Origin of the sequence: Alteromonas sp. C1M14 (assembly GCF_018860965.1) — a bacterium.
Classification (GTDB): domain Bacteria; phylum Pseudomonadota; class Gammaproteobacteria; order Enterobacterales; family Alteromonadaceae; genus Alteromonas.
This window is the reverse complement of the sequence record NZ_JAHKQF010000005.1, coordinates 159,781-180,203: the sequence shown is the minus strand read 5'-3', so window position 1 is coordinate 180,203 and position 20,423 is coordinate 159,781. Positions and strand designations below refer to the sequence as shown.

Genomic DNA, 20,423 nt, shown 5'->3' with positions numbered 1-20,423 from the left:
AAATATTTTGTGGCTAACAATTTAATATACGGAAAAAATCCTTAATGCTGGGCGGAATATTTCCGTATATCACACTACGAATCCTTTAACTTTTGCATGAAAAAAGCGCTGCATCAATATCTTGCTTGTATATTGCTGGTTAATTTACTAAGTGCTACATGATGATGATTTATCTCAGGTAGTAAAAAAAATCTCGCTATTTGCTTTACCTGTACCCGCAAACATACCATCCCCCCACTAACATTGTGGTGTAGTTGGCTGTAAACAAAAATGTTGCCCACCCGTCGCGGCCTTTGAATGGTGAAATTTTCATCTTTTTGCTTACATTTACACTTTACTTCTTACAAATACTGTATATATTTACACGTACTGTATAAATATACTGCGGTGAACATATGCTTGTTAATCTATCCATTAAAAACTTCGCGGTTGTTAAGCAACTTAACGTTAACTTAGAAAGCGGCTTAACTGCCATCACGGGCGAAACCGGTGCCGGTAAGTCTATCGCTATAGATGCATTAAGCCTGTGCCTTGGCGAACGGGCAGATGCCGGATCTGTTAGAAAAGAAGCCAGCAAAGCAGAAATTGTGGCCCATTTTTCTTTAAGTAATCAGCCTGCTGCTATTAATTGGTTAGACGAACATGCCTTGTTAGATGACGATGATTCCAGCTGTTTTATAAGGCGGGTTATTTCAAAAGAAGGCCGTTCAAAGGCATTTATTAATGGCAGCCCCGTGTCGTTACAACAGCTAAAAGCATTTGGGCAATACCTTATAGCTATTCATGGGCAAAATACCCATTTGCAGTTGTTAAAAGACGACTATCAACGCAAGTTGGTGGATCAATACGCCCAGCACACCCCGCTAGAAGTCGAAGTGCGTAATGCTTACCATTTTTGGAAAGAAAAGCAGGTTGAATTAAAAAATCTGCAAGAAAAGGCTGAACAACGGGCCAACAGGCACCAACTATTAAGTTATCAGGTAGAAGAACTAAACGAGTTCGCCCTTGCTGAAGATGAATTTATTGAGCTAGAAAAAGAGCACCGTCGGTTAAGCCACGGCCAAACCCTGTTAGAACAAGCGCAAACCAGCTTTTACCATCTTTATGAAAGTGACGAAGGTAATGCGTTGTCTATTATCCAAAGTGGCGTAGATAAGCTTTCAGAACTAGAAGCCCACGATTCTGCCCTTACCCCCATTATTGCCCTACTTAACGACGCATCCATACAGGTTGAAGAGGCCGCCAGTGAATTACGTGCTTATTGCGATGGGCTAGAAATAGATCCGCTTCGGTTACAGCAGGTAGAAAGCCGGTACAGCAAAGCAATGGAGTTAGCCAGAAAGCATGCGGTATCACCAGAAGCCCTGTATGAACACCATCAACAACTATTAGGTGAATTTGCTACCTTAGCTGATGACGAAAATCGCTTAGAAGCATTATCACAAGAGGTGGTTGAAGCTAAACAGCATTATATGAGCGCTTGTATAAAGCTAAGTAAATCGCGCACGGCGGCCGCAGCAAAACTAGGCACAGCCATAGAAGAACAAATTAGACAAATGAACATGCCCCATGCGGTGGTAAAACTTAACGTTACCATGAAAGATGATAAGCCCCCTGCTGCCCATGGTTTAGACGAGGTTACCTTTAAAGTCTCTACAAACCCCGGCCAAGAAGCCGATAAACTTGAAAAAGTGGTTTCCGGTGGTGAACTATCGCGTATTGGTTTAGCTATTCAGGTACTCACCCAAGACCAATACGGTATTCCCACCATGATTTTTGATGAAGTAGATGCAGGTATTAGCGGCCCTACCGCCGCTATTGTCGGCGCACTTTTACGCAAGTTAGGTATAAATAGTCAGGTATTGTGTGTAACCCACTTACCTCAGGTGGCTGCCCAAGCGCATAATCAGTTGTTTGTTACCAAATACAGCGATGCAAACTCTACCGAAACACAAATGCTACCGCTAACTCGCCAAGACCGTATTGATGAACTTGCCAGGCTGTTAGCGGGTGATAAAGTCACAAATACGGCCCTGGCGAATGCAAAAGAACTGTTGGAAAGTGCGGAATCGAACTAATAAGCGGTTGATTGGTCATAACTGATTGGGTAGCATGCTGTCGCGCATTGTTTTAGGGCAGCGTATTATTATTGTACTAAGCGTTTATAGTGCAGCGCCCGTAACTATAATTAAGCATAATTGGACAAGCTCACGCATGAAGTTGTATCGAATTACTATTTTATTAACTGCTGTACTGTTTTCGACCGCCTGCAGTAACTGGATTTACCGTATTGATGTGCCGCAAGGCAATTTTCTTGATGAACGAGACGTAAAAAAGTTACGCATTAACATGACAAAAGAGCAGGTTATTTATGTTCTTGGGCATCCAGTTGTAGAAGATTCCTTCGATAACGATACCTGGTATTACGTTTACGATATGAAACGGGGTATGGAAAAACGAGGTAAGGATTTTCAGAAACAATTGATATTGAACTTCGATGGAAACAGTTTAGTTTCGGTTGAAGGCGATTTTGAAATGTCGGAAGATTTTAATACCCCGCTAGATGAATAACCCTTCGTACTAGTTTTAAATAAGACGAATAAGGTTTTCAAGCATAAAAAGAATGGCACCAATTAGCCCACCTACTAAGGTGCCATTTATGCGTACTTTTTGAAGATCCTTACCAATATTCAGTTCTATTTGTTCGGCCATTTGTTTGTCGTCCCAATCAATAATGGTGTCTCGAATGTGCCCGGTTAAAAAATCGGCCATTTCCGGTGCCATTTTTCGGCCTACTTCCGCCGCATGCCCGTTTATAGCTGTTGCTAGTTTTTCGTCATTTTCAATAGCCTGCCCTAGCTGCTGAAAGGCCTCACCAAGTTTGCGAGAAAACTGACCGTTTTGCGCACCAACATCATCAATTAACCATGTTTTTGTATCTTGCCAAATGTGAGCTAGATACAAACGTAGTTTGTCGTTTTCTAGCAGTTGGTCTCGCAGCGAGTTAATTTTTTCGGCCATGGCAGGGTCGTTATCCATTTTTTGGATGAAATCGGCCAAATAGTTATCAAAATGATCGCGAACCGGATGCGCAGGATCTTCGGCAATATCATTAATAATACTGGCAATGGCCTTTGATGCGATCCTTGCCCCTTGTTCACTTAGCCACGACGTAGGCAGTATTTTTTCAAGCCGATGGTATTCTTCCTTTAAGTAAGCATGAAGTTTAGCGGCAATATAGGCTTGGCTTTCGGGCTGTTTTGCTACCCCTGCAATTTTAAGTAACAGTTGGTCTAGCACGTCCTGATGCCTGCCATCCCGGGTAAGTACCTTTAAGGTGCCTGTTGCCATTGGCGACAGATCCATTTTTCGTAACGCCCGTTTAACCCCCGACAACAACATGTGTTGAATGGGCTTATCGTCCAGTACACGAACAATACCGGCAACGGTGGTAGCCATAAATTGGCTAAGACGCTGCGCGTTATCGGCTTGTTTTAACCATTGAGCAAACCCCTGGGCTGGTTGGCTTTTTTCGATAAGCTGGCTAACGGTTTGTTCATTAAAAAATTTCTCTTTTAAAAACAATGACAGATTAGCCGCCACCGAAGCCTTGTTGTGAGCAATGATATTAGTGTGGGGAATGGGATAACGAGACGGAATGGGTCGAAACAAAGCGGTTACGGCAAACCAATCAGCAAGACCACCAATTAGTGCCGCCTCAGACGCCATTTTAATTAGCCCCGCCCATTGCGGCCATGGGGTTAGCCAATGCCGTAACTCGGCCACGGTAGTGATCAAAAATACACTGGCCGCCCCCACTAACCACATCAACGCAATGCGCTTAGAACGGGCCAACTGCTGTTGCTTAATGTTTAAGGCTGAAGTATTCAAAGGTTCCCTTCCCTACCGCGTAATGACCTAAAAAATCGAGAGGTCAATCCCTGACCTACTAAGCGCTAATCCCAGTTTGGCGCAAATTCTGGATCAACAATACGCTCGCCATTGTCCAGTTCGTCAATGCGCTGAATCTGGTCTTTATTTAGCTTCACTTTACCATACTCTATGTTGGCTTTAAGGTGATCTTTGTTGGTTGAAGACGGAATAGCATTAATCCCTTTTTCTTCCATCCAGGCCAATACCACTTGCGCAGGCGTGGCATCGAATTGCTCTGCCACTGCCTTAAGTGTTTCATCTTTCATCACTTTACCCACAGCAAAGGGCATGTAAGCCGTTATACCAATATTTTTGGCCTTGCAATGCTCGGCTACCTGTCGGTTTTGGAAAAACGGATGTAATTCAATTTGATTGGTGAATATTTCACCTGCGCCTAAAATCGACTCAGCTTCATCGATTTGCGCCATCGTAAAGTTAGAAACACCAATATGTCGCGCAAGCCCTTCGTCTTTAACTTGCTTTAATAACGACAAATACGTGCTCATAGGAATTTGCTGATTGGGTGAAGGCCAGTGAATAAGCAGCAAATCCACATAGTCTAATTTAAGTTTATTTAAACTCTCGTGCACCGACGGCATAAAGCTGCCTTGGTCGAGGTTTTCGTGCCACACTTTTGTGGTGATAAAAAAATCATCTCGGGGTAATCCTGACGTCTTAATCGCGTCGCCAATTTGTTCCTCGTTGCCATAAAACTGTGCGGTATCAATGTGTCGAAAACCAACTGAAATAGCATCACAGACAGCGCGGCGCGCTTCGTCACCTTCTAAGCGATAGGTGCCTGCACCTAACTGAGGCATGGTTTGCATAATGGAAATTCTCCTGTTGATAAAAAAATAAGATGGCTTAATTCACCATTGTCACCGTTGCCTACGTACATAGGCCAAAGAGAGTTTACTCTTACCCCCTTATTTACGTGTACCAGGTGCTCTTTCCCCTATCTTACCCCTGCCCAATGCCCTTTTTACGTATAAAAAGGAATACGAGGAAATAACCCGCATTATCGATTTAAACGCCATCCGTTGGTACGCTTACTGTATGGTTTCCACGGAGTAGACGAGCACACAAGTTATGCCTCTTTTTATGTCTTTTATTTTTCTCGCATTGTTATTTATTCCCGCGTCAGTGGCGGCAAAAAGTACCTATTCTGTTGGCATTGAGGCAAAGGAAACCATTCAGTACCAACCGGTAAGCGGAACAAAATACCAACCGTTGATTGAAGGGATTTTAGACGCGTTCGCCCTAGAAGAAGGGATAAAAATTGATTACCGCGCTCTTCCTCCACAGCAATACCAAGAATGGTTTGATTTACACCCCATAGACTTTCGCTTTCCCGACCATCCTAAATGGTCAGACTGGCATAACACCTTGTTTTACAGTCAACCGGTGATCAATTTTTGTGAGGTGATTCGCTTGCTTCCAGAAAACAATTGGATGCGCAGGCCCGATATTAAACGGCTTGGCACCTTGCCAAATCATCCGTTAAGCCGCGACTGGGAAAGACAGGTAAAAAAAGGGTATTCTTCTACCTACGAATTTCAAACCCCTGCCCAGTTAGTCAATGCGCTGCTTAGCGGACAAGTAGACGCCATTTTAGCCGAAAACACACAAATTGATGATGCGGTAGCTGAATTAGCCGTTGAAGACGGTGTGGTGGTGTCTTCTCAGTTTATACCTGATACAAAAGACAGTTTACGGATTTCTAGTGAGAGGTATCCGGCGCTTCTAGAAAAGCTCGACCGGTATATTAAAACGCATCAGGGATATATTGCGCTACTCGCCCGTCGCCATGGTATCGACAACGGACGAGCATGCACTAAACTTAAAAATCAGTCTCAGTCAGAACCGGCAGAATGATTTCTGCTTCGCTGATGATTTTGGCGGGCGCGGTGCTTTTTCACAGAACGACGCATACGAGTTAACCGCGCATGGTCCAACTTGCTTTGTCGCACATCCACTAACGATTCGGTTTCTTTGGGTAATTGAACAAGATCGCGCAGGCCATTTACCTGTTCAAGCGGCAGTTCAACCCATGCCCCCTGCGGTAAACGTTTTTCCAATTCAACACGCCCGTAGCGTACTCGCATCAACCGGCTTACCTGTACATCTTGGGATTCCCACAACCGACGTACTTCACGATTCTTACCTTCCGCAAGCGTCACATTGTACCAACGGTTCATACTTTCGTCATCACTCCCCCCTTTGCTACGGGGAGTAATTTCGAGAAAACGGGCATCCCCATCTTCCAACTTCACGCCCTTTTTAAGGGTATTGATGGTTTTGCCAGACACTTCACCAAATACCCGAACGGCATATTCCCGCTCTATCTCGCATTTCGGATGCATCAGCCTGTTGGCCAGTTCACCGTCATTGGTAAACAACAACAGTCCGCTGGTATTGATATCTAATCGGCCTACAGCAATCCATCGTCCTACCCGAATAGCGGGCAAACGGGTAAATACCGTGGGACGCCCTTCTGGATCTTGACGGCTACACAATTCACCTTCGGGTTTATTGTACATAAGCACTCGGCAAACTGGCTTTTCTACCTGCCTAGATAACAAATGCCCATCCACCCGAATTTGTGCCGTGGTGTCTACTCTGTCGCCTAAGGTTGCAACCTGTCCATCCACTGACACACGTCCAGCTTGAATCCAACGTTCCATTTCCCGTCGTGATCCCAGGCCTTGGTTAGCCAATACTTTTTGCAACTTTTCACTCATTTTCTTCTCGCTCTATGTTAGCGGTTTCAATCGCACGGTCATCTTCAGACGGTGCATCTAGTGTCGCCGTCGCTGGCGGCTTATATTGGACGTCCAGTGCGTCAAAAACGTCAGAACTGGGAAGATCGGCCAATGATGTTAACGAAAAATAATCTAAAAACTGTCGCGTCGTGGCATACAAAGCCGGTCGCCCCGGTACTTCTTTATGCCCAACAACTTTAATCCATGTTCTTTCAGTTAGCGTGCGAATAATATTACTGCTAACTGATACACCTCTTACGCTTTCAATTTCGCCACGGGTTACAGGCTGGCGGTACGCAATCAACGCTAAGGTTTCAAGCATAGCACGGGAATACTTTGGTGCGCTTTCTTGCCACATTCTGCTAAGCCAAGGGCTTAAGCTATCTACCGACTGAAAACGGTAACCACTGGCAACCTCAACCAGTTGGATCCCCCGAGGTTGATAGTCAAGCATTAGCTCTTTTAACACCGCATTAAGCGCCCGCTCACTTACGGTAAACTCTGCTAAAACGGTTTCCCGTAATGTCAGTTTAGACACCGGAGAGTCAGCAACAAATATCGCCGCTTCTACCAGCTGCTTAAGTTGGGTTTTGTTAATCTTCGCCATGACAACCCAATTTTACATGAATTCTGGCGTAGGGTCCTGCCTGAACACACAATAACAGTTGTTCTTTTACCAGTTCAAGGATAGCTAAAAACGACACCACCACACCCGCTCGCCCTTCATCTATAGTAAATAGGGCATCTAAAGGGGTGTACGTCTTGTCGTTGACCATACTGAGAATTTGACTCATACGCTCTCGTGTACTTAGTGCTTCAGCTTCAATGGTGTGATGCTCAAAGGCAGCCGCCCGTTTCATGGCATGACTAAATGCCATTACCAAATCCTGCAATGACACATCAGGCTCAATACGCACAGGCGCAACGCTAGGCGGCACATCTGCTTTCACCGCAAAAACGTCCCGCTCTAACCGAGGTTGCGCATCCAACGCCCCTGCGGCCACTTTCACCGCCTCATATTCCTTTAAGCGACGAATAAGCTCGGCCCGTGGGTCGTCATCGTCGTCTTCTACGCTATCAGGCCTAGGAAGTAACAATCGCGATTTTATCTCTGCCAATATGGCTGCCATCAGCAAGTATTCGGCGGCTAACTCCAGCTTAAGGCTTTTCATCACCTCAACGTATTCCATGTACTGAAGAGTAATGGTGGCCACCGGCAAATGCACAATGTCTACTTTTTGTTTGCGAATTAAATAAAGCAGTAAATCTAATGGCCCTTCGAAGGTTTCCAGAATGACTTCCAGAGCGTCCGGCGGAATATACAGATCTTCCGGCTTCTCAACAATCGCTTCACCATTAATAAACGCTAGCGGTAAGGGTTGTTGCACCGGCCCGTTATTTAATCCGTCTTCCTTCTGAGCCATCGACTACATTCGCTACCTAATTTTACAAAAATGGCGTTGGATCACCGCTGCCTTCACGTAATATCACCGCTTCGCCATCGGAAAAATCCACTACGGTTGTGGGTTGCTCGGCCAAAAAACCACCGTGAATAATCAAACCAACATGCTTTTCAAGTTTATCCCGAATGGCATCAGGATCCGACTCGGCCATGTCATTACCGGGTAAAATAAGCGACGTTGACATCAACGGCTCATCCAACGTTTCCAATAGCTTTAACGCGATGATGTTGTCAGGTACCCGTATACCAATGGTTTTTCTTTTGGGGTTTTGTAAACGACGGGGCACTTCACGGGTGGCTTTAAACACAAAGGTGTAAGGCCCTGGCGTATTGTTTTTTACCTGCCTGAATGCCGTATTATCCACTTTGGCATAATTGGATAATTCTGACATATCCCGGCATACCAACGTAAAGTTATGATCTTTTTCAATACGGCGTATCTGGCACAAGCGATCTAACGCGCGCTTATCTTCCATTTGGCAGCCAATGGCGTAACCGGAATCCGTTGGGTAAACAATAACTTCGCCTTGGCGAATTAATTCCACCGCCTGATTAAGCAAGCGCTGCTGAGGATTGTCTGGATGAATATAGAAAAACTGACTCATTGCTTTGTCCTGTTATGGGTGAGCGATTAACGGCCAGTCATGCCATACCGGCGTGAGCTGTGACGCTATGCCCAGATTGCGTCCTAATTCCGTCCATCGGGACGGGAAATGAAAATCAGAACCTGCAGAAGCCAACAACTGGTGGGTAGACGCAAGCTCGTTAATTAATAACTGCTTGTCTTTGTTTAAGCCCGGAAACGCGGTTTCTATGGCATCACCGCCACTATCAGCAAAATCTTCAACTAAGCGCCGCAACCATTTGGCTGTCATGTCATAATGGGCTGGATGTGCCAGCACAGCGCGGCCTCCGGCTTGTTGAATATGAGAGATGGCGGCTTGCATTTCAGGCCAAACGGCCTTAACAGCAGCCCGCTTTCCCTTCCCGAGGTACTTTTTAAACACCGTATCCATAGAAGATACGCCGTAGTCTTTCACTAAAATGCGGGCAAAATGTGCACGGGTAACCTGACCCACGCCGGCGAGAGAGAAGGCTTTTTCTGCAACTCCTTCAAAACCACACTTTACCAGCTTTTCCCCTATTTTAAGAGCACGTTGTCGACGAATTTCACCTTGTTGCGACAAAAAGCGGCACAAGGCTGGGTTATTTGTGTCTACGTTTAATCCCACCACATGAATATCAAACCCATGCCACGCGGTGGATATTTCTACGCCATCGATAAGGGTAAGCTTACGCTTTTGCGTGGCCTGCATAGCATGAGCCACAGGCAAACCCGCGAGGGTATCGTGATCAGTAATCGCTAGTACATCTAGCTGTAAATTGTGTGCCCGCAACACTAATTCTTCTGGCGTTAGGTGGCCATCGGAGTAACGGGTATGGCTGTGAAGATCAATTTTCAATGGCTTATTTAAAATTCCGGTTGACACAGATACGTTTTTGTTTTCTTCTATAGGGCACAGTATACGGATTAACGTCTTCGATGCCTATCGAAGTTTAACAGAGCGATGATAATGCAAAATCAACAAGCAACAGGCGTAACAATGAACGCTGTTTGGTGGTGGCACTCCCTGAATTAACGGGCGGTGTATGCGTTAGTGCGTATTTATAAACACAATAAAGGCCCGTTTAACGGGCCTTTTTTTTTAATCGCAGCAGGAGATCTTGCGACAATGAGTTTAGCAGAACTGGGCACCCAACCAGGTAAAGTGGAAACAATAGAGCAAACGGGCGTTTATCTTAACGATCCCCTGGCTGCGTTCACCCACCTGTGTGCCAATCACCCCAATGCCTTACTGTTAGAATCAGCAGAAATAGACAGTAAAGATGACTTGCAGAGTTTACTCATGGTTGACGCCGCCATGCGTATCGTATGCCGGGGCAACCAAGTAACCTGTACCGCGCTTACGCCAAACGGCGAGTCAGTACTGCCTTTATTTGCCGAGCACCTAGGTAACATTGCCAATGTTACCCAACAAGACACATCCATTACGCTGACATTTCACGATGAAGATGCCTCACTGGATGAAGACACCCGCTTAAAGTCGGCAAGTATTTTTGATGGCTTGCGGGTTTTAGTAAACCAAATTGAACCCATTCGCCAACATCCCCATGCGGTTTTTCTTGGCGGCGTGTTTGCTTACGACTTGCTGGCAACCTTTGAACAATTGCCTGCGGTACCCGACGGCGAAAACGACTGCCCAGATTATGTTTTTTACTTGGCAGAAACCTTACTGATTGTTGATCACCAAACCCAGCAAACCCAGTTGGTTGGAAGCGTATTTAGTGGTCCTAATGTGGCACAAAGCTATTTCGATGTAGCCCAACGCCTTGAACATATGCAAACCAAGTTAAAAGACGTGCCACCTGCTCGTGCTTTGGCCTCATCCACCCACCTTGCTGACACCGCAAACGTCGACACCGATAAAGACGACGACGCCTTTATCGAAGATGTCGTTGCCCTTAAATCCCGTATTCTTAGCGGGGATATCTTTCAGGTGGTGCCATCAAGAACCTTTTCTTTGCCTTGTCCTGATCCTGTTTTAGCCTATGCACAATTAAAAATCAGTAATCCTAGCCCTTATATGTTTTATATGCAGGACGCAGACTTTACTATATTCGGCGCATCACCCGAATCTGCCATTAAATACGAGGCATCATCCAATCAGGTAGAGATTTATCCTATTGCGGGTACGCGACCTAGAGGCAAGCGTGACAATGGCGAGATAGATCACGATTTAGACAGTCGTATTGAACTCAACCTACGGGAAGATGACAAAGAAAAAGCGGAACATATCATGCTGGTGGATTTAGCCCGTAACGATGTGGCGAAGGTCAGCGAGCCTGGTAGTCGCTACGTCAAAGATTTGCTGAAAGTAGATCGTTATTCTCATGTTATGCATCTGGTTTCGCGGGTAGTAGGTCAATTGCGAGACGATCTTGATGCACTGCATGCTTATCAGGCATGTATGAATATGGGCACGCTAGTGGGTGCGCCTAAAGTCAGTGCCGCTACCCTAATTCGTCAGGTAGAACAAAAAAGACGGGGCAGTTACGGTGGCGCTGTTGGCTATTTAAACGGTAATGGTGATATGGATACCTGTATTGTAATACGGTCAGCTTTTGTGAAAAACCATCGCGCTTACATTCAAGCTGGCGCCGGCGTTGTTTACGACTCCGATCCACAGTCAGAAGCCGACGAAACTCGCACTAAAGCACAAGCGGTTATTAATGCCGTACAACGCGCCCTAAACTCAGGAGAATAAAATGAGCAATTCTACTACCGTCTTTCTCCTTGATAATGTAGATTCATTCACCTACAACTTGGTGGATGAGTTACGGGCGCTTAATTTAAATATTTTGGTATACCGTAATACGGTCAGTGCTGATATCCTTTTTGCCCGCATGGAAAAAGAAGCTAAACAAGGGCCGGTATTGCTGTTATTGTCGCCTGGACCAGGTGCCCCCCACGAAGCGGGTTGTATGCCCGCATTGCTAAAACAAGTGCAAGGCCGTTTTCCCGTTCTTGGCATCTGTCTTGGCCATCAAGCTATTGTTGAACACTACGGTGGCACCGTAGATAGAGCACGGGAAGTCATGCACGGAAAAGCCTCAGCAATCACACATTCACAGCAAGCCATGTTTGCCCACATGCCCCAACCCTTGCATGTTGCTCGCTACCACTCTTTAGTGGCGACTACCTTGCCAGCAGAATTACAAACCATTGCCACCTTTGATGACATGGCCATGGCGGTTTATCATCCTGCCGACCGTATGTTGGGGTTTCAGTTTCATCCAGAATCTATTCTTACAGCTCAAGGCAGCCGTCTTTTGCTTCAAAGCATTCAATATTTAACCAATAAGGAGTCAGCGCATGTATGATGCCACTCCCCTGCTAGACATTTTATTTGAAAAAGAACACTTAACTCAGGCTCAGGCTTTCGCGCTGTTTAACAGTATTATGCGCGGCGAACAGCCCGATGTTGTGCTGGCCACCGTGTTAACCGCCTTAAAGCTCAACGGTGAAGCGCCTAACGAGATCGCAGGGGCCGCCAGCGCTATGGTGTCTAACGCCCTGCCGTTTCCCACGCCAGATTACCCTTTTGCCGACATCGTAGGCACAGGAGGCGATGGCCACAATACCATTAACATTTCCAGTGCGGCGGGCATTGTCGCGGCAAGTTGTGGTGTAAAAATTGCCAAACACGGTAATCGTAGCGTTTCTAGTCGTTCAGGCTCAGCAGATTTGTTTCGTCAGTTTGGTATCAAATTAGATATCACCCCCGATATTGCCCGCCAATGTCTCGACGAAACCAATTTTTGCTTCTTATTTGCACCGGTTTATCATGCCGGTATGCGCCACGCTGCACCTATTCGCGCCGCATTAAAAACACGTACCATATTTAATATTCTCGGCCCCCTTGCTAACCCTGCGGGACCAACCCACGGGCTATTTGGGGTGTATTCGCCAGAGTTACTTAAACCCTATGCCGAAACGCTAATGTTACTTGGCCAGCATCGCGCCATGATTGTTCATGGTGATGGCCTAGACGAACTGGCCTTACATGGCGAGTCTCACATTCTCGATCTTGAGCACGGCGATATTCGCAACCTCACCGTGACACCGGCAGATTTTGGCTTACCCAGTTACCCGCTAAGTGCCATTGAAGGGGGTACGCCAGATGACAACCGTAAAATGATAGAAGCGGCCTTATCCGGAGAAGGTAAAGAGGCACATCGAGCGGCCATTGCCATGAACTGTGGTGCCCTGCTTAGCCTTACCGGTCACGCCAGCGGCTTTAAAGATGGGGCTGAAATGGCAATGGAAGCCATGCGAACAGCCAAACCCTTATCTGTTTTAACTCAGGTCGCCTGTGTAAGCCATCGGGAGGCAAATTAAAATGAGTAATGTGTTAACTCGCATCGTTGATGATAAACGCATAGAAGTAGAGGCGCGAATAGCGGACAAACCTTTAAGTACGTTTAAAGACGACTTAACCCCCTCTACCAAAAGCTTGTTTGATGCGTTAAATGAAGACAATGCAGGCTTTATTTTCGAGTGTAAAAAAGCCTCACCGTCTAAAGGGCTGATACGTTCGGCATTTGATTTAGACGAAATCCTTACCGCTTATTCGCCCTATGCGGCAGGCATTTCTGTGCTTACCGACGAAAAATACTTTCAGGGCAACTATGATTATCTGTCATACGTCACGGCCCGGGTAAGCCAACCGGTTTTAAACAAAGACTTTTTCATCAACGAATATCAGGTTTATCTTGCTCGCTATTATCAAGCCGATGCCATTTTGTTGATGCTAAGTGTTTTAGATGATGCGACTTATTCCAAACTAGCCGCCGTCGCCGATAGCCTAAGCCTTGATATACTCACCGAAGTGAGCAATGAAGAAGAGATGCATCGCGCGATTGCCCTAAAAGCCAAAATTATTGGTATTAATAACCGCAACCTGCGGGATTTATCCACCGACCTAGCCACCACAGAACAGCTGGTGCCTTTGCTTGAAAAGGCCACCCACGACCATGTGGTAATTTCCGAATCAGGCATTTATACCCACAGTGACGTTCGACGCTTAGCGCCCCTTTGTCAGGGCTTTTTGGTAGGTAGTGCATTAATGGCACAAGAAAACCTGTCTATGGCGGTACGGGGCCTTATTTACGGTGATATCAAAGTATGTGGACTTACCCGCCCCCAAGATGCCAGAAACGCCTTTAATTACGGGGCTAATTACGGTGGCCTTATCTTTACCGAAAAATCAAAACGCTACATCAGTGTAGAACGGGCGGCCACCATTGTTGATGATGTGCCCGGTCACTATGTAGGGGTATTTGTTAATCAACCGGTAGACTTTGTGGCGAAAACAGCCGCCACGTTAGGGCTGTACGCGGTTCAGTTACACGGCAACGAAGATGATCTATATCGCCAAGATCTAAAAACCAAATTGCCCGACACTTGCCAAGTTTGGCAAGCCCTTGGTGTCACCTCCCAACTGCCCGATAATCTAGAAGCCTTGCTTAGCAACCCCGATATCCATCGGGTGCTTCTAGACTGTCAGTCGGGCGATGCCAAAGGCGGTACCGGCCAAGCATTCGATTGGCAGCTACTTGCTCCCCTAACAAATACCGAGAAGCTAATTATTGCGGGCGGTATTGGGCCACAAAATATTTGCCAAGCGTTATCAACCAAAGTGGCAACCGTTGACGTAAATTCCGGTGTCGAAGATGCACCGGGCGAAAAATCTGCTGAAAAGCTGGCGGCGCTGTTTACGCAAGCGCGACGCTATTAATTGGTAATCAACAGGATTATTCATGAACCAACTTGATTCTAAATTCGGAGATTTCGGCGGCATGTATGTGCCCGAACTTCTCATCCCAGCACTCGACCAGCTGGAAAAGGCTTTTTTAGACGCCAAAGACGATCCTGCCTTTCAGGAAGAATTTACCAGTCTGCTAAAAGATTATGCGGGACGGCCTACGGCTATGACCCTTACTCGCAACTTGGTAAGCAACCCCAAAGTGAAACTTTACCTAAAACGGGAAGATTTACTTCATGGTGGTGCCCATAAAACCAATCAGGTGCTGGGTCAGGCTTTATTGACCAAACGCATGGGCAAAACCGAAGTTATCGCCGAAACAGGGGCAGGCCAACATGGTACAGCTACCGCCCTAGCCTGTGCCCTTTTAGGCCTGAAAGCCCGTATCTACATGGGTGCAAAAGACGTTGAACGCCAAGCGCCTAATGTATTTAGAATGCGCTTAATGGGAGCCGAAGTGATCCCCGTTCACGCAGGCTCAGGTACCCTAAAAGACGCCGTAAACGAAGCCTTACGTGATTGGTCTGCCAACTATGAAAAAGCCCATTACTTACTGGGCACTGCTGCCGGCCCCCATCCGTTCCCCCATATTGTTCGCGAGTTCCACCGTATGATTGGTGAAGAAACCCGGGCACAGATTGTAGAAAAAGAAGGCCGCCTACCTGACGCGGTGGTGGCATGCGTAGGCGGTGGTTCTAACGCCATTGGTATGTTTGCCGACTTTATTGATGAGCCATCGGTGAAACTGGTTGGTGTAGAGCCGGCCGGTAAAGGCTTGCATACCAAAGAGCACGGCGCCACCATCTGTACGGGCACAAAAGGCATTTTACATGGTGCCTATACGTACATCATGCAAGACAAACAAGGGCAGATTGAAGAAAGCTATTCGGTATCAGCCGGGCTTGATTATCCAGCCGTAGGGCCACAACACGCTTACTTGGCCGATATTGGTCGCGCAGAGTATGTGTCGGTTACCGACGAAGAAGCCTTAAATGCCTTTCAGTTACTCGCCCGTAAAGAAGGTATTATCCCTGCGCTGGAGTCCTCCCATGCGTTAGCCCATGCGTTAAATATGGCCGATACCGCCGAAGATGACACCATCATAGTGGTGAATTTATCTGGCCGAGGCGACAAAGATTTAGGGCATGTCATCAAGATTCTAGGAGAAGATTTTAATGGATCGCTATAAAGCCATGTTTGCCCGGCTAGACGCCGATAATCAAGGTGCTTTTGTACCTTTTGTTATGCTGGGTGACCCCGACATTGACACCTCAGAGCGCATTATCAGTCAGCTTATCGATAGTGGCGCTGATGCCTTGGAATTAGGTATTCCCTATAGTGATCCCATTGCAGACGGCCCCACAATTCAGGCAGCGAGTATTCGTGCGTTAGACAGTCATGTTACCCCCGATAGCTGTTTTTCTTTGCTAAAACGGTTGCGTCAGCGTTATCCAGACACGCCCATTGGCTTACTGTTGTACAGTAACTTGGTGATGGCAAAAGGTATTGATAACTTTTATACCCAAGCCAAAGAAGCCGGTGTCGATTCTATCCTGATTGCGGATGTGCCGTTACGAGAAGCCACCCCTTTCCTTGAGGTTGCTAAATCTACAGGCGTTGCGCAAATACTCATTGCGCCACCCAATGCCACCGAAGAAACCTTGTCTCAGATTGGTGAACATTCGCATGGGTACACGTATTTACTGGGGCGCGCTGGGGTCACCGGTGTTGAAACCGCCGCCGACACGCCGGCAGATGCACTCATTAACAAGCTAACGGAATACCAGTGTGCACCGCCTTTACTCGGGTTTGGTATTTCTACCCCCCAGCAGGTAAAAACGGCCATTAAGGCTGGCGCGGCGGGGGCGATTAGCGGCTCCGCAACCGTTAACCTCATTGCAGACAACTTAGACGATATTAACGCCATGACCAAGGCGTTAGATGAATTCGTCGGTAAAATGAAAGCAGCCACTAAAAAGGATTAGTAACACAATGTACTACATGATTTGCGCTACCGATGTAGCGAATAGCTTAGAAAAACGTTTGGCGGCCCGTCCTGACCACCTGGCTCGCTTACATGCTTTGAACGAAGAAGGCCGTTTGCTGATTGCGGGCCCGTTCCCTGCCATTGATAGCGACGATCCAGGCCCTGCTGGCTTTACCGGTTCGTTAGTGGTGGCAGACTTTGCTTCACTAGCAGACGCCCAACAATGGGCTGATGCCGACCCTTATGTGGATGCTGGGGTTTACGAGAGCGTTGTGGTTAAGCCTTATAAAAAAGTGCTTCCCTAACTGCTCTACTGCTCTATACGTGAGGCGAGTGTTGTCCAAGATGTATTTAGCGGCCACATTGCCGATAAAAAACGTAGGCACCCCGACCATTGCCGTGACAACTGAACGTTGGCATACATTCAGCCGATGTTCATTTGTCACCGGTATGCTAGGATAATATTCGGTTTTAAACCGTTAACATTTTTATTCGGTGCACTGCGACCAGAGATCATATGAAAAGACTTAAGAGACTGATACTTCCGTTATGTTTGATGAGCCTGCTGGCCCCTCAAGCATTGGCAGGTCAGGATCATAAAGACACCCCCGTCGATAGAGCACAAGCTGCTGCCCGCGCTAAGCAATACGAAAAAGGCCGGGTATTGCGGGTGGACCAGACTGGCACAAAATACCGAGTAAAAGTGCTGAAGAAAAACGGACGAGTGGTATTGGTGGATGTGGATAAACGCACCGGCAAAATCAACACCACGAAGAACAGGGATACAAATCACTAATGCGCATGCTTATTGCCGAAGACGACAGCCGTTTACTGACGCAACTAGACACCTTTTTACAGCAACACGGCTTCAGTGTTGATCTTGCAGATAACGGCGAAAACGCACTGTTTCAACTACAAGAATACGCCTACGATTTAGCCATTGTTGATATTGGCTTACCGGTAATGGACGGCTTTGACGTTATCCGAAAAGCGCGACAAGCCAATGTAAAAACCCCTATTCTTATACTTACTGCCAGAGACCGATGGCAGGAAAAAGTGGAAGGCCTCGATGCCGGCGCCGACGATTACCTCACCAAGCCGTTTCACAACGAAGAGCTACTGGCCCGAGTAAAAGCCCTTATTCGTCGCGCTTCTGGTCAGGCGAATCCGACCATTCAGCTAGGGCCTATTCGTTTAGACACGGTAGCCGAAGAAATCACCGTTGACGGCCAACGTTTAGACCTTACCGCCTACGAATATAAAGTGATGGAATACCTGATGTTAAACCCGCAAAAGGTGGTATCTAAAACCGAACTCACAGAACATATCTACGATCAGGATTTTGATCTCGACAGCAATGTCATTGAAGTGTTTGTCGGTCGGCTTAGAAAGAAACTGGATCCTAACGGTATTCTTAAGCCCATAGAAACCTTACGCGGCAGGGGTTATCGCCTCAATAGAGAGCTATGACCAACTTGTCTTTGCGATTACGCAGTATTTTACTTACGTTAATTGCACTGGCGATCTTTATTCCCGTTACGGTATTTACCTTAGACAAAGCTTTTGTCGATAGCCTAACCCAAGCCAAACACAACGAATTAAAGCTGATGAACCTCGCACTGGTTTCGGCATTTGAGCTAGACGGCAATATCCCCTACATGCCCGAACTTCTGTACGAAGAACAACTTAACCTGCCCGATTCTGGCTACATTGGGCTTATCGTGTTTCGAGGTAAAGTGGTATGGAAGTCGGCCTCAGCCCTGCATAGCGAGGTGATTTCGCCGCCATCACCGCCTGCGGTAGGCGATGAGAACTTTGTCACCAACGACACCGGTGCCCTTGATAATATTAACCATTACTTTACCTATGCCTTTACCGCTGAATTTGCCGCCGAACGAAATTTTGAACCGGTACACTTTTATATTTTAAACGATCGCCAAGAGTTCGATCGTGAACGCACCGCTTTTATGAATAATTTGTGGCGCTGGATGCTACTGTTGGCCGGCGCACTTATGGTGTTGCTGATATTGGGTATTAATGTGGTGTTAAGCCCAGTGCGCGAACTGATCAAAGAAATTAGCCTTACCGCGTCGGGTAAACAGCGCCATTTATCCCGTCATTATCCAATGGAATTTACCGGCTTAAAGCACAGCATTAATCGCCTTTTAGACAGCGAAGAAGAGCAACGAAGCCGCTATAAAAACAGCTTAGGTGATCTTGCCCATAGTTTAAAAACGCCACTGGCGGTAGCCATGGGCACCACCGGCCTTCCCAACGAAACCCAAGAAGCACTGGCGCAAATTGACAATATTATTCAACGGCAGCTAAAACGGGCAGCGGCGTCAAAATCTGGCTGGCAGGCGACTATCGATGCAGTACCTTTAACCGACAAACTGTTAAATGCCATGGCTAAAGTCCATCAAGATAAACACCTAAAACTTACTCGCGCAGGCAGTGAAACCTGCCAATTTAAAGGTGATAAAACCGATCTAATGGAAATGCTAGGAAACATCTTAGATAACGCCTGCAAGGCCGCGAATAACCAAGTACGTATTACCTTGTCGGGCTCACAAACCTGGAGTTATATTTCCGTAGATGACGACGGGCCCGGTATACCGGCTCACCTTAAAACCCAATTGCTAGCCAGAGGGGCCCGATTAGACACCTACGTGGAAGGCCAAGGCATTGGTATGGCGGTGGTATCCGACTTAATCGCCATCTACGAGGGACGTTTAGAAATCAGCGACAGCGAACTCGGCGGCGCGCGTATTTTACTGTCGTTTCCGCTAACTTAACCGGTTAGCATCCCGCTCGGCATTACTTGATAACAAGAGCGCCAACCACTTGCTTTCCTCTCTAGATTCCAAGGCTATTTTCACCACCATGGTTAGCGGCACAGATAAAAGCATGCCCACGCTCCCGAATAGCCAACCCCAGAATATCAACGAAAGAAACACCACCAAGGTAGACAAGCCCATGCCCCGCCCCATTAATCGAGGCTCTACCATGTTACCCATAATGGTATTTACTAACACAAAGCCTAAAGCAACCAAGCCTGCAGAGGCCAAACCGTATTGCACCAAGGCAATAAGAACAGCGGGCACCGCGGCGATAATAGAGCCAATATTGGGGATATAGTTAAGTAAAAAGGCCAACACTGCCCATAATAGGAAGTGATCCACCCCCATGATATAAAGCCATGTACCAATAATCAGCCCCGTGGCTAAACTGACCACGGTTTTTATGGCCAGGTAGCTATTTACAGAAGAAATAAAGCGGTCGATTTGCTTCATTTTCATTTCGGGATCAGCCAGCGCGGTATGCAGTCTTGAAGGCATACTGTCGGCTTCAAATAGCATGAAAATAACCGTTAATAAAATAAGAAACAAATTAGACAGCGCGCCACCCATACCACTTAAAAAGTTGGTTGCCACCGACATGGCCATTCCTGGGTCGAAGTGCTGGGTGAAAAGCTCTCGATTCACATTGATATTAAATCCAGCGAGTCTGTCTATGGCCCATGCAAACTCATTATCGAGTTTTTCACGGTAGGATGGCAGGTTTTCCTTAAAATCTGTTAATGATTGCCCAACTAGCCCTGCTAAGAGGAATCCAAAGACTAGAATAATAAGTATGACTAATGTAATGGACGCCCACCTGGGGATCCGATGGGCAGTTGCCCAATTTATCAAGGGGCTGCAGGCAATGGCGATAAATGCTGACAAGAAAAAAGGCACCATGATTGCGCTTGCGGCTTTTACGCCCGCTAAAACCACAACCAGACACGCCAACATGATCATTGCTTTGGCAGTAGGAGATTTAAGATCCATAATGTACTTTATAAAACCGGTTCTGATACCAAATTAACAAATTATCCTCCTGATAGATACAAC

21 protein-coding genes are annotated in these 20,423 nt (G+C 46.7%); 13 read left to right on the top strand and 8 right to left on the bottom strand.

Annotated features, from left to right (window positions below; genetic code table 11):
- Positions 1 to 395: 395 nt before the first annotated feature.
- Together recN and bamE are read left to right on the top strand one after the other, a co-directional pair.
- The gene (recN, locus tag KO501_RS04590) at positions 396 to 2,078 is read left to right on the top strand and encodes a DNA repair protein RecN (RefSeq protein ID WP_216028469.1); all 1,683 of its coding nucleotides are present in this window, start codon (positions 396 to 398) and stop codon (positions 2,076 to 2,078) included.
- Positions 2,079 to 2,214: 136 nt separating this feature from the next.
- Positions 2,215 to 2,571, top strand: coding sequence for an outer membrane protein assembly factor BamE (gene bamE, locus KO501_RS04585; protein WP_216028468.1), 357 nt, complete (start codon positions 2,215 to 2,217; stop codon positions 2,569 to 2,571).
- A 15-nt stretch (positions 2,572 to 2,586) separates the two neighbouring features.
- Here the strand turns inward: bamE and KO501_RS04580 are convergent, their stop codons facing one another.
- Positions 2,587 to 3,891 (bottom strand): DUF445 family protein, encoded by a 1,305-nt coding sequence (locus tag KO501_RS04580; RefSeq protein WP_216028467.1) that lies wholly within the window; start codon positions 3,889 to 3,891, stop codon positions 2,587 to 2,589.
- Positions 3,892 to 3,956: 65 nt separating this feature from the next.
- A complete protein-coding gene (gene dkgB / locus KO501_RS04575; protein ID WP_216028466.1) occupies positions 3,957 to 4,760 on the bottom strand; it encodes a 2,5-didehydrogluconate reductase DkgB in 804 nt (267 codons plus the stop codon).
- Positions 4,761 to 5,034: 274 nt separating this feature from the next.
- On the opposite strand from dkgB, the gene KO501_RS04570 reads away from it, so the two are divergent.
- Positions 5,035 to 5,808, top strand: coding sequence for a transporter substrate-binding domain-containing protein (locus KO501_RS04570; protein WP_216028465.1), 774 nt, complete (start codon positions 5,035 to 5,037; stop codon positions 5,806 to 5,808).
- Here KO501_RS04570 and rluB read toward each other — a convergent pair.
- Genes rluB through KO501_RS04545 form a run of 5 tightly spaced genes read right to left on the bottom strand, consistent with a single transcriptional unit; the run spans position 5,787 to position 9,620 of the window.
- The gene (rluB, locus tag KO501_RS04565; protein ID WP_216028464.1) at positions 5,787 to 6,674 is read right to left on the bottom strand and encodes a 23S rRNA pseudouridine(2605) synthase RluB; all 888 of its coding nucleotides are present in this window, start codon (positions 6,672 to 6,674) and stop codon (positions 5,787 to 5,789) included. The two genes, KO501_RS04570 and rluB, sit on opposite strands and share 22 nt — an antisense overlap.
- The gene (scpB, locus tag KO501_RS04560) at positions 6,667 to 7,302 is read right to left on the bottom strand and encodes an SMC-Scp complex subunit ScpB (RefSeq protein ID WP_216028463.1); all 636 of its coding nucleotides are present in this window, start codon (positions 7,300 to 7,302) and stop codon (positions 6,667 to 6,669) included. Before scpB ends, rluB begins: the two co-directional genes overlap by 8 nt.
- Positions 7,289 to 8,119 (bottom strand): ScpA family protein, encoded by an 831-nt coding sequence (locus KO501_RS04555; RefSeq protein WP_216028462.1) that lies wholly within the window; start codon positions 8,117 to 8,119, stop codon positions 7,289 to 7,291. The genes scpB and KO501_RS04555 overlap by 14 nt, the downstream gene beginning before the upstream one ends.
- A gap of 22 nt (positions 8,120 to 8,141) precedes the next feature.
- On the bottom strand, positions 8,142 to 8,762 hold the full coding sequence (locus KO501_RS04550; RefSeq protein WP_216028461.1) for an L-threonylcarbamoyladenylate synthase: 621 nt from the start codon (positions 8,760 to 8,762) through the stop codon (positions 8,142 to 8,144).
- 12 nt (positions 8,763 to 8,774) lie between these two features.
- A complete protein-coding gene (locus tag KO501_RS04545) occupies positions 8,775 to 9,620 on the bottom strand; it encodes a PHP domain-containing protein (protein WP_216028460.1) in 846 nt (281 codons plus the stop codon).
- Positions 9,621 to 9,890: 270 nt separating this feature from the next.
- Here KO501_RS04545 and KO501_RS04540 point away from each other — a divergent pair, with 270 nt between their 5' ends.
- The 10 genes from KO501_RS04540 to KO501_RS04495 all read left to right on the top strand — a co-directional run bounded on the left by KO501_RS04540 (position 9,891) and on the right by KO501_RS04495 (position 19,325).
- Positions 9,891 to 11,483: an anthranilate synthase component 1 gene (locus tag KO501_RS04540; protein ID WP_216028459.1), complete on the top strand. Its 1,593-nt coding sequence runs from the start codon at positions 9,891 to 9,893 to the stop codon at positions 11,481 to 11,483.
- Position 11,484: 1 nt separating this feature from the next.
- On the top strand, positions 11,485 to 12,099 hold the full coding sequence (locus KO501_RS04535) for an aminodeoxychorismate/anthranilate synthase component II (RefSeq protein ID WP_216028458.1): 615 nt from the start codon (positions 11,485 to 11,487) through the stop codon (positions 12,097 to 12,099).
- Positions 12,092 to 13,117, top strand: a complete 1,026-nt coding sequence (trpD, locus tag KO501_RS04530) for an anthranilate phosphoribosyltransferase (RefSeq protein WP_216028457.1) — start codon at positions 12,092 to 12,094, stop codon at positions 13,115 to 13,117. The genes KO501_RS04535 and trpD overlap by 8 nt, the downstream gene beginning before the upstream one ends.
- A 1-nt stretch (position 13,118) precedes the next feature.
- On the top strand, positions 13,119 to 14,516 hold the full coding sequence (gene trpCF, locus KO501_RS04525; protein WP_216028456.1) for a bifunctional indole-3-glycerol-phosphate synthase TrpC/phosphoribosylanthranilate isomerase TrpF: 1,398 nt from the start codon (positions 13,119 to 13,121) through the stop codon (positions 14,514 to 14,516).
- A gap of 22 nt (positions 14,517 to 14,538) precedes the next feature.
- Complete coding sequence (trpB, locus tag KO501_RS04520) at positions 14,539 to 15,732, top strand: tryptophan synthase subunit beta (protein WP_216028455.1); 1,194 nt, start codon at positions 14,539 to 14,541, stop codon at positions 15,730 to 15,732.
- Complete coding sequence (gene trpA / locus KO501_RS04515) at positions 15,719 to 16,528, top strand: tryptophan synthase subunit alpha (protein WP_216028454.1); 810 nt, start codon at positions 15,719 to 15,721, stop codon at positions 16,526 to 16,528. The genes trpB and trpA overlap by 14 nt, the downstream gene beginning before the upstream one ends.
- Positions 16,529 to 16,535: 7 nt before the next feature.
- Entirely contained in the window at positions 16,536 to 16,835 is a 300-nt protein-coding gene (locus KO501_RS04510) for a YciI family protein (RefSeq protein WP_216028453.1), read from the top strand.
- A 212-nt stretch (positions 16,836 to 17,047) separates the two neighbouring features.
- Complete coding sequence (locus tag KO501_RS04505; protein WP_216028452.1) at positions 17,048 to 17,326, top strand: PepSY domain-containing protein; 279 nt, start codon at positions 17,048 to 17,050, stop codon at positions 17,324 to 17,326.
- Entirely contained in the window at positions 17,326 to 18,000 is a 675-nt protein-coding gene (locus KO501_RS04500) for a response regulator transcription factor (RefSeq protein ID WP_216028451.1), read from the top strand. The genes KO501_RS04505 and KO501_RS04500 overlap by 1 nt, the downstream gene beginning before the upstream one ends.
- Positions 17,997 to 19,325, top strand: a complete 1,329-nt coding sequence (locus KO501_RS04495) for an ATP-binding protein (RefSeq protein ID WP_216028450.1) — start codon at positions 17,997 to 17,999, stop codon at positions 19,323 to 19,325. The genes KO501_RS04500 and KO501_RS04495 overlap by 4 nt, the downstream gene beginning before the upstream one ends.
- Here KO501_RS04495 and KO501_RS04490 read toward each other — a convergent pair.
- Complete coding sequence (locus tag KO501_RS04490; protein ID WP_216028449.1) at positions 19,317 to 20,360, bottom strand: AI-2E family transporter; 1,044 nt, start codon at positions 20,358 to 20,360, stop codon at positions 19,317 to 19,319. The genes KO501_RS04495 and KO501_RS04490 overlap by 9 nt on opposite strands.
- Positions 20,361 to 20,423: the final 63 nt, after the last annotated feature.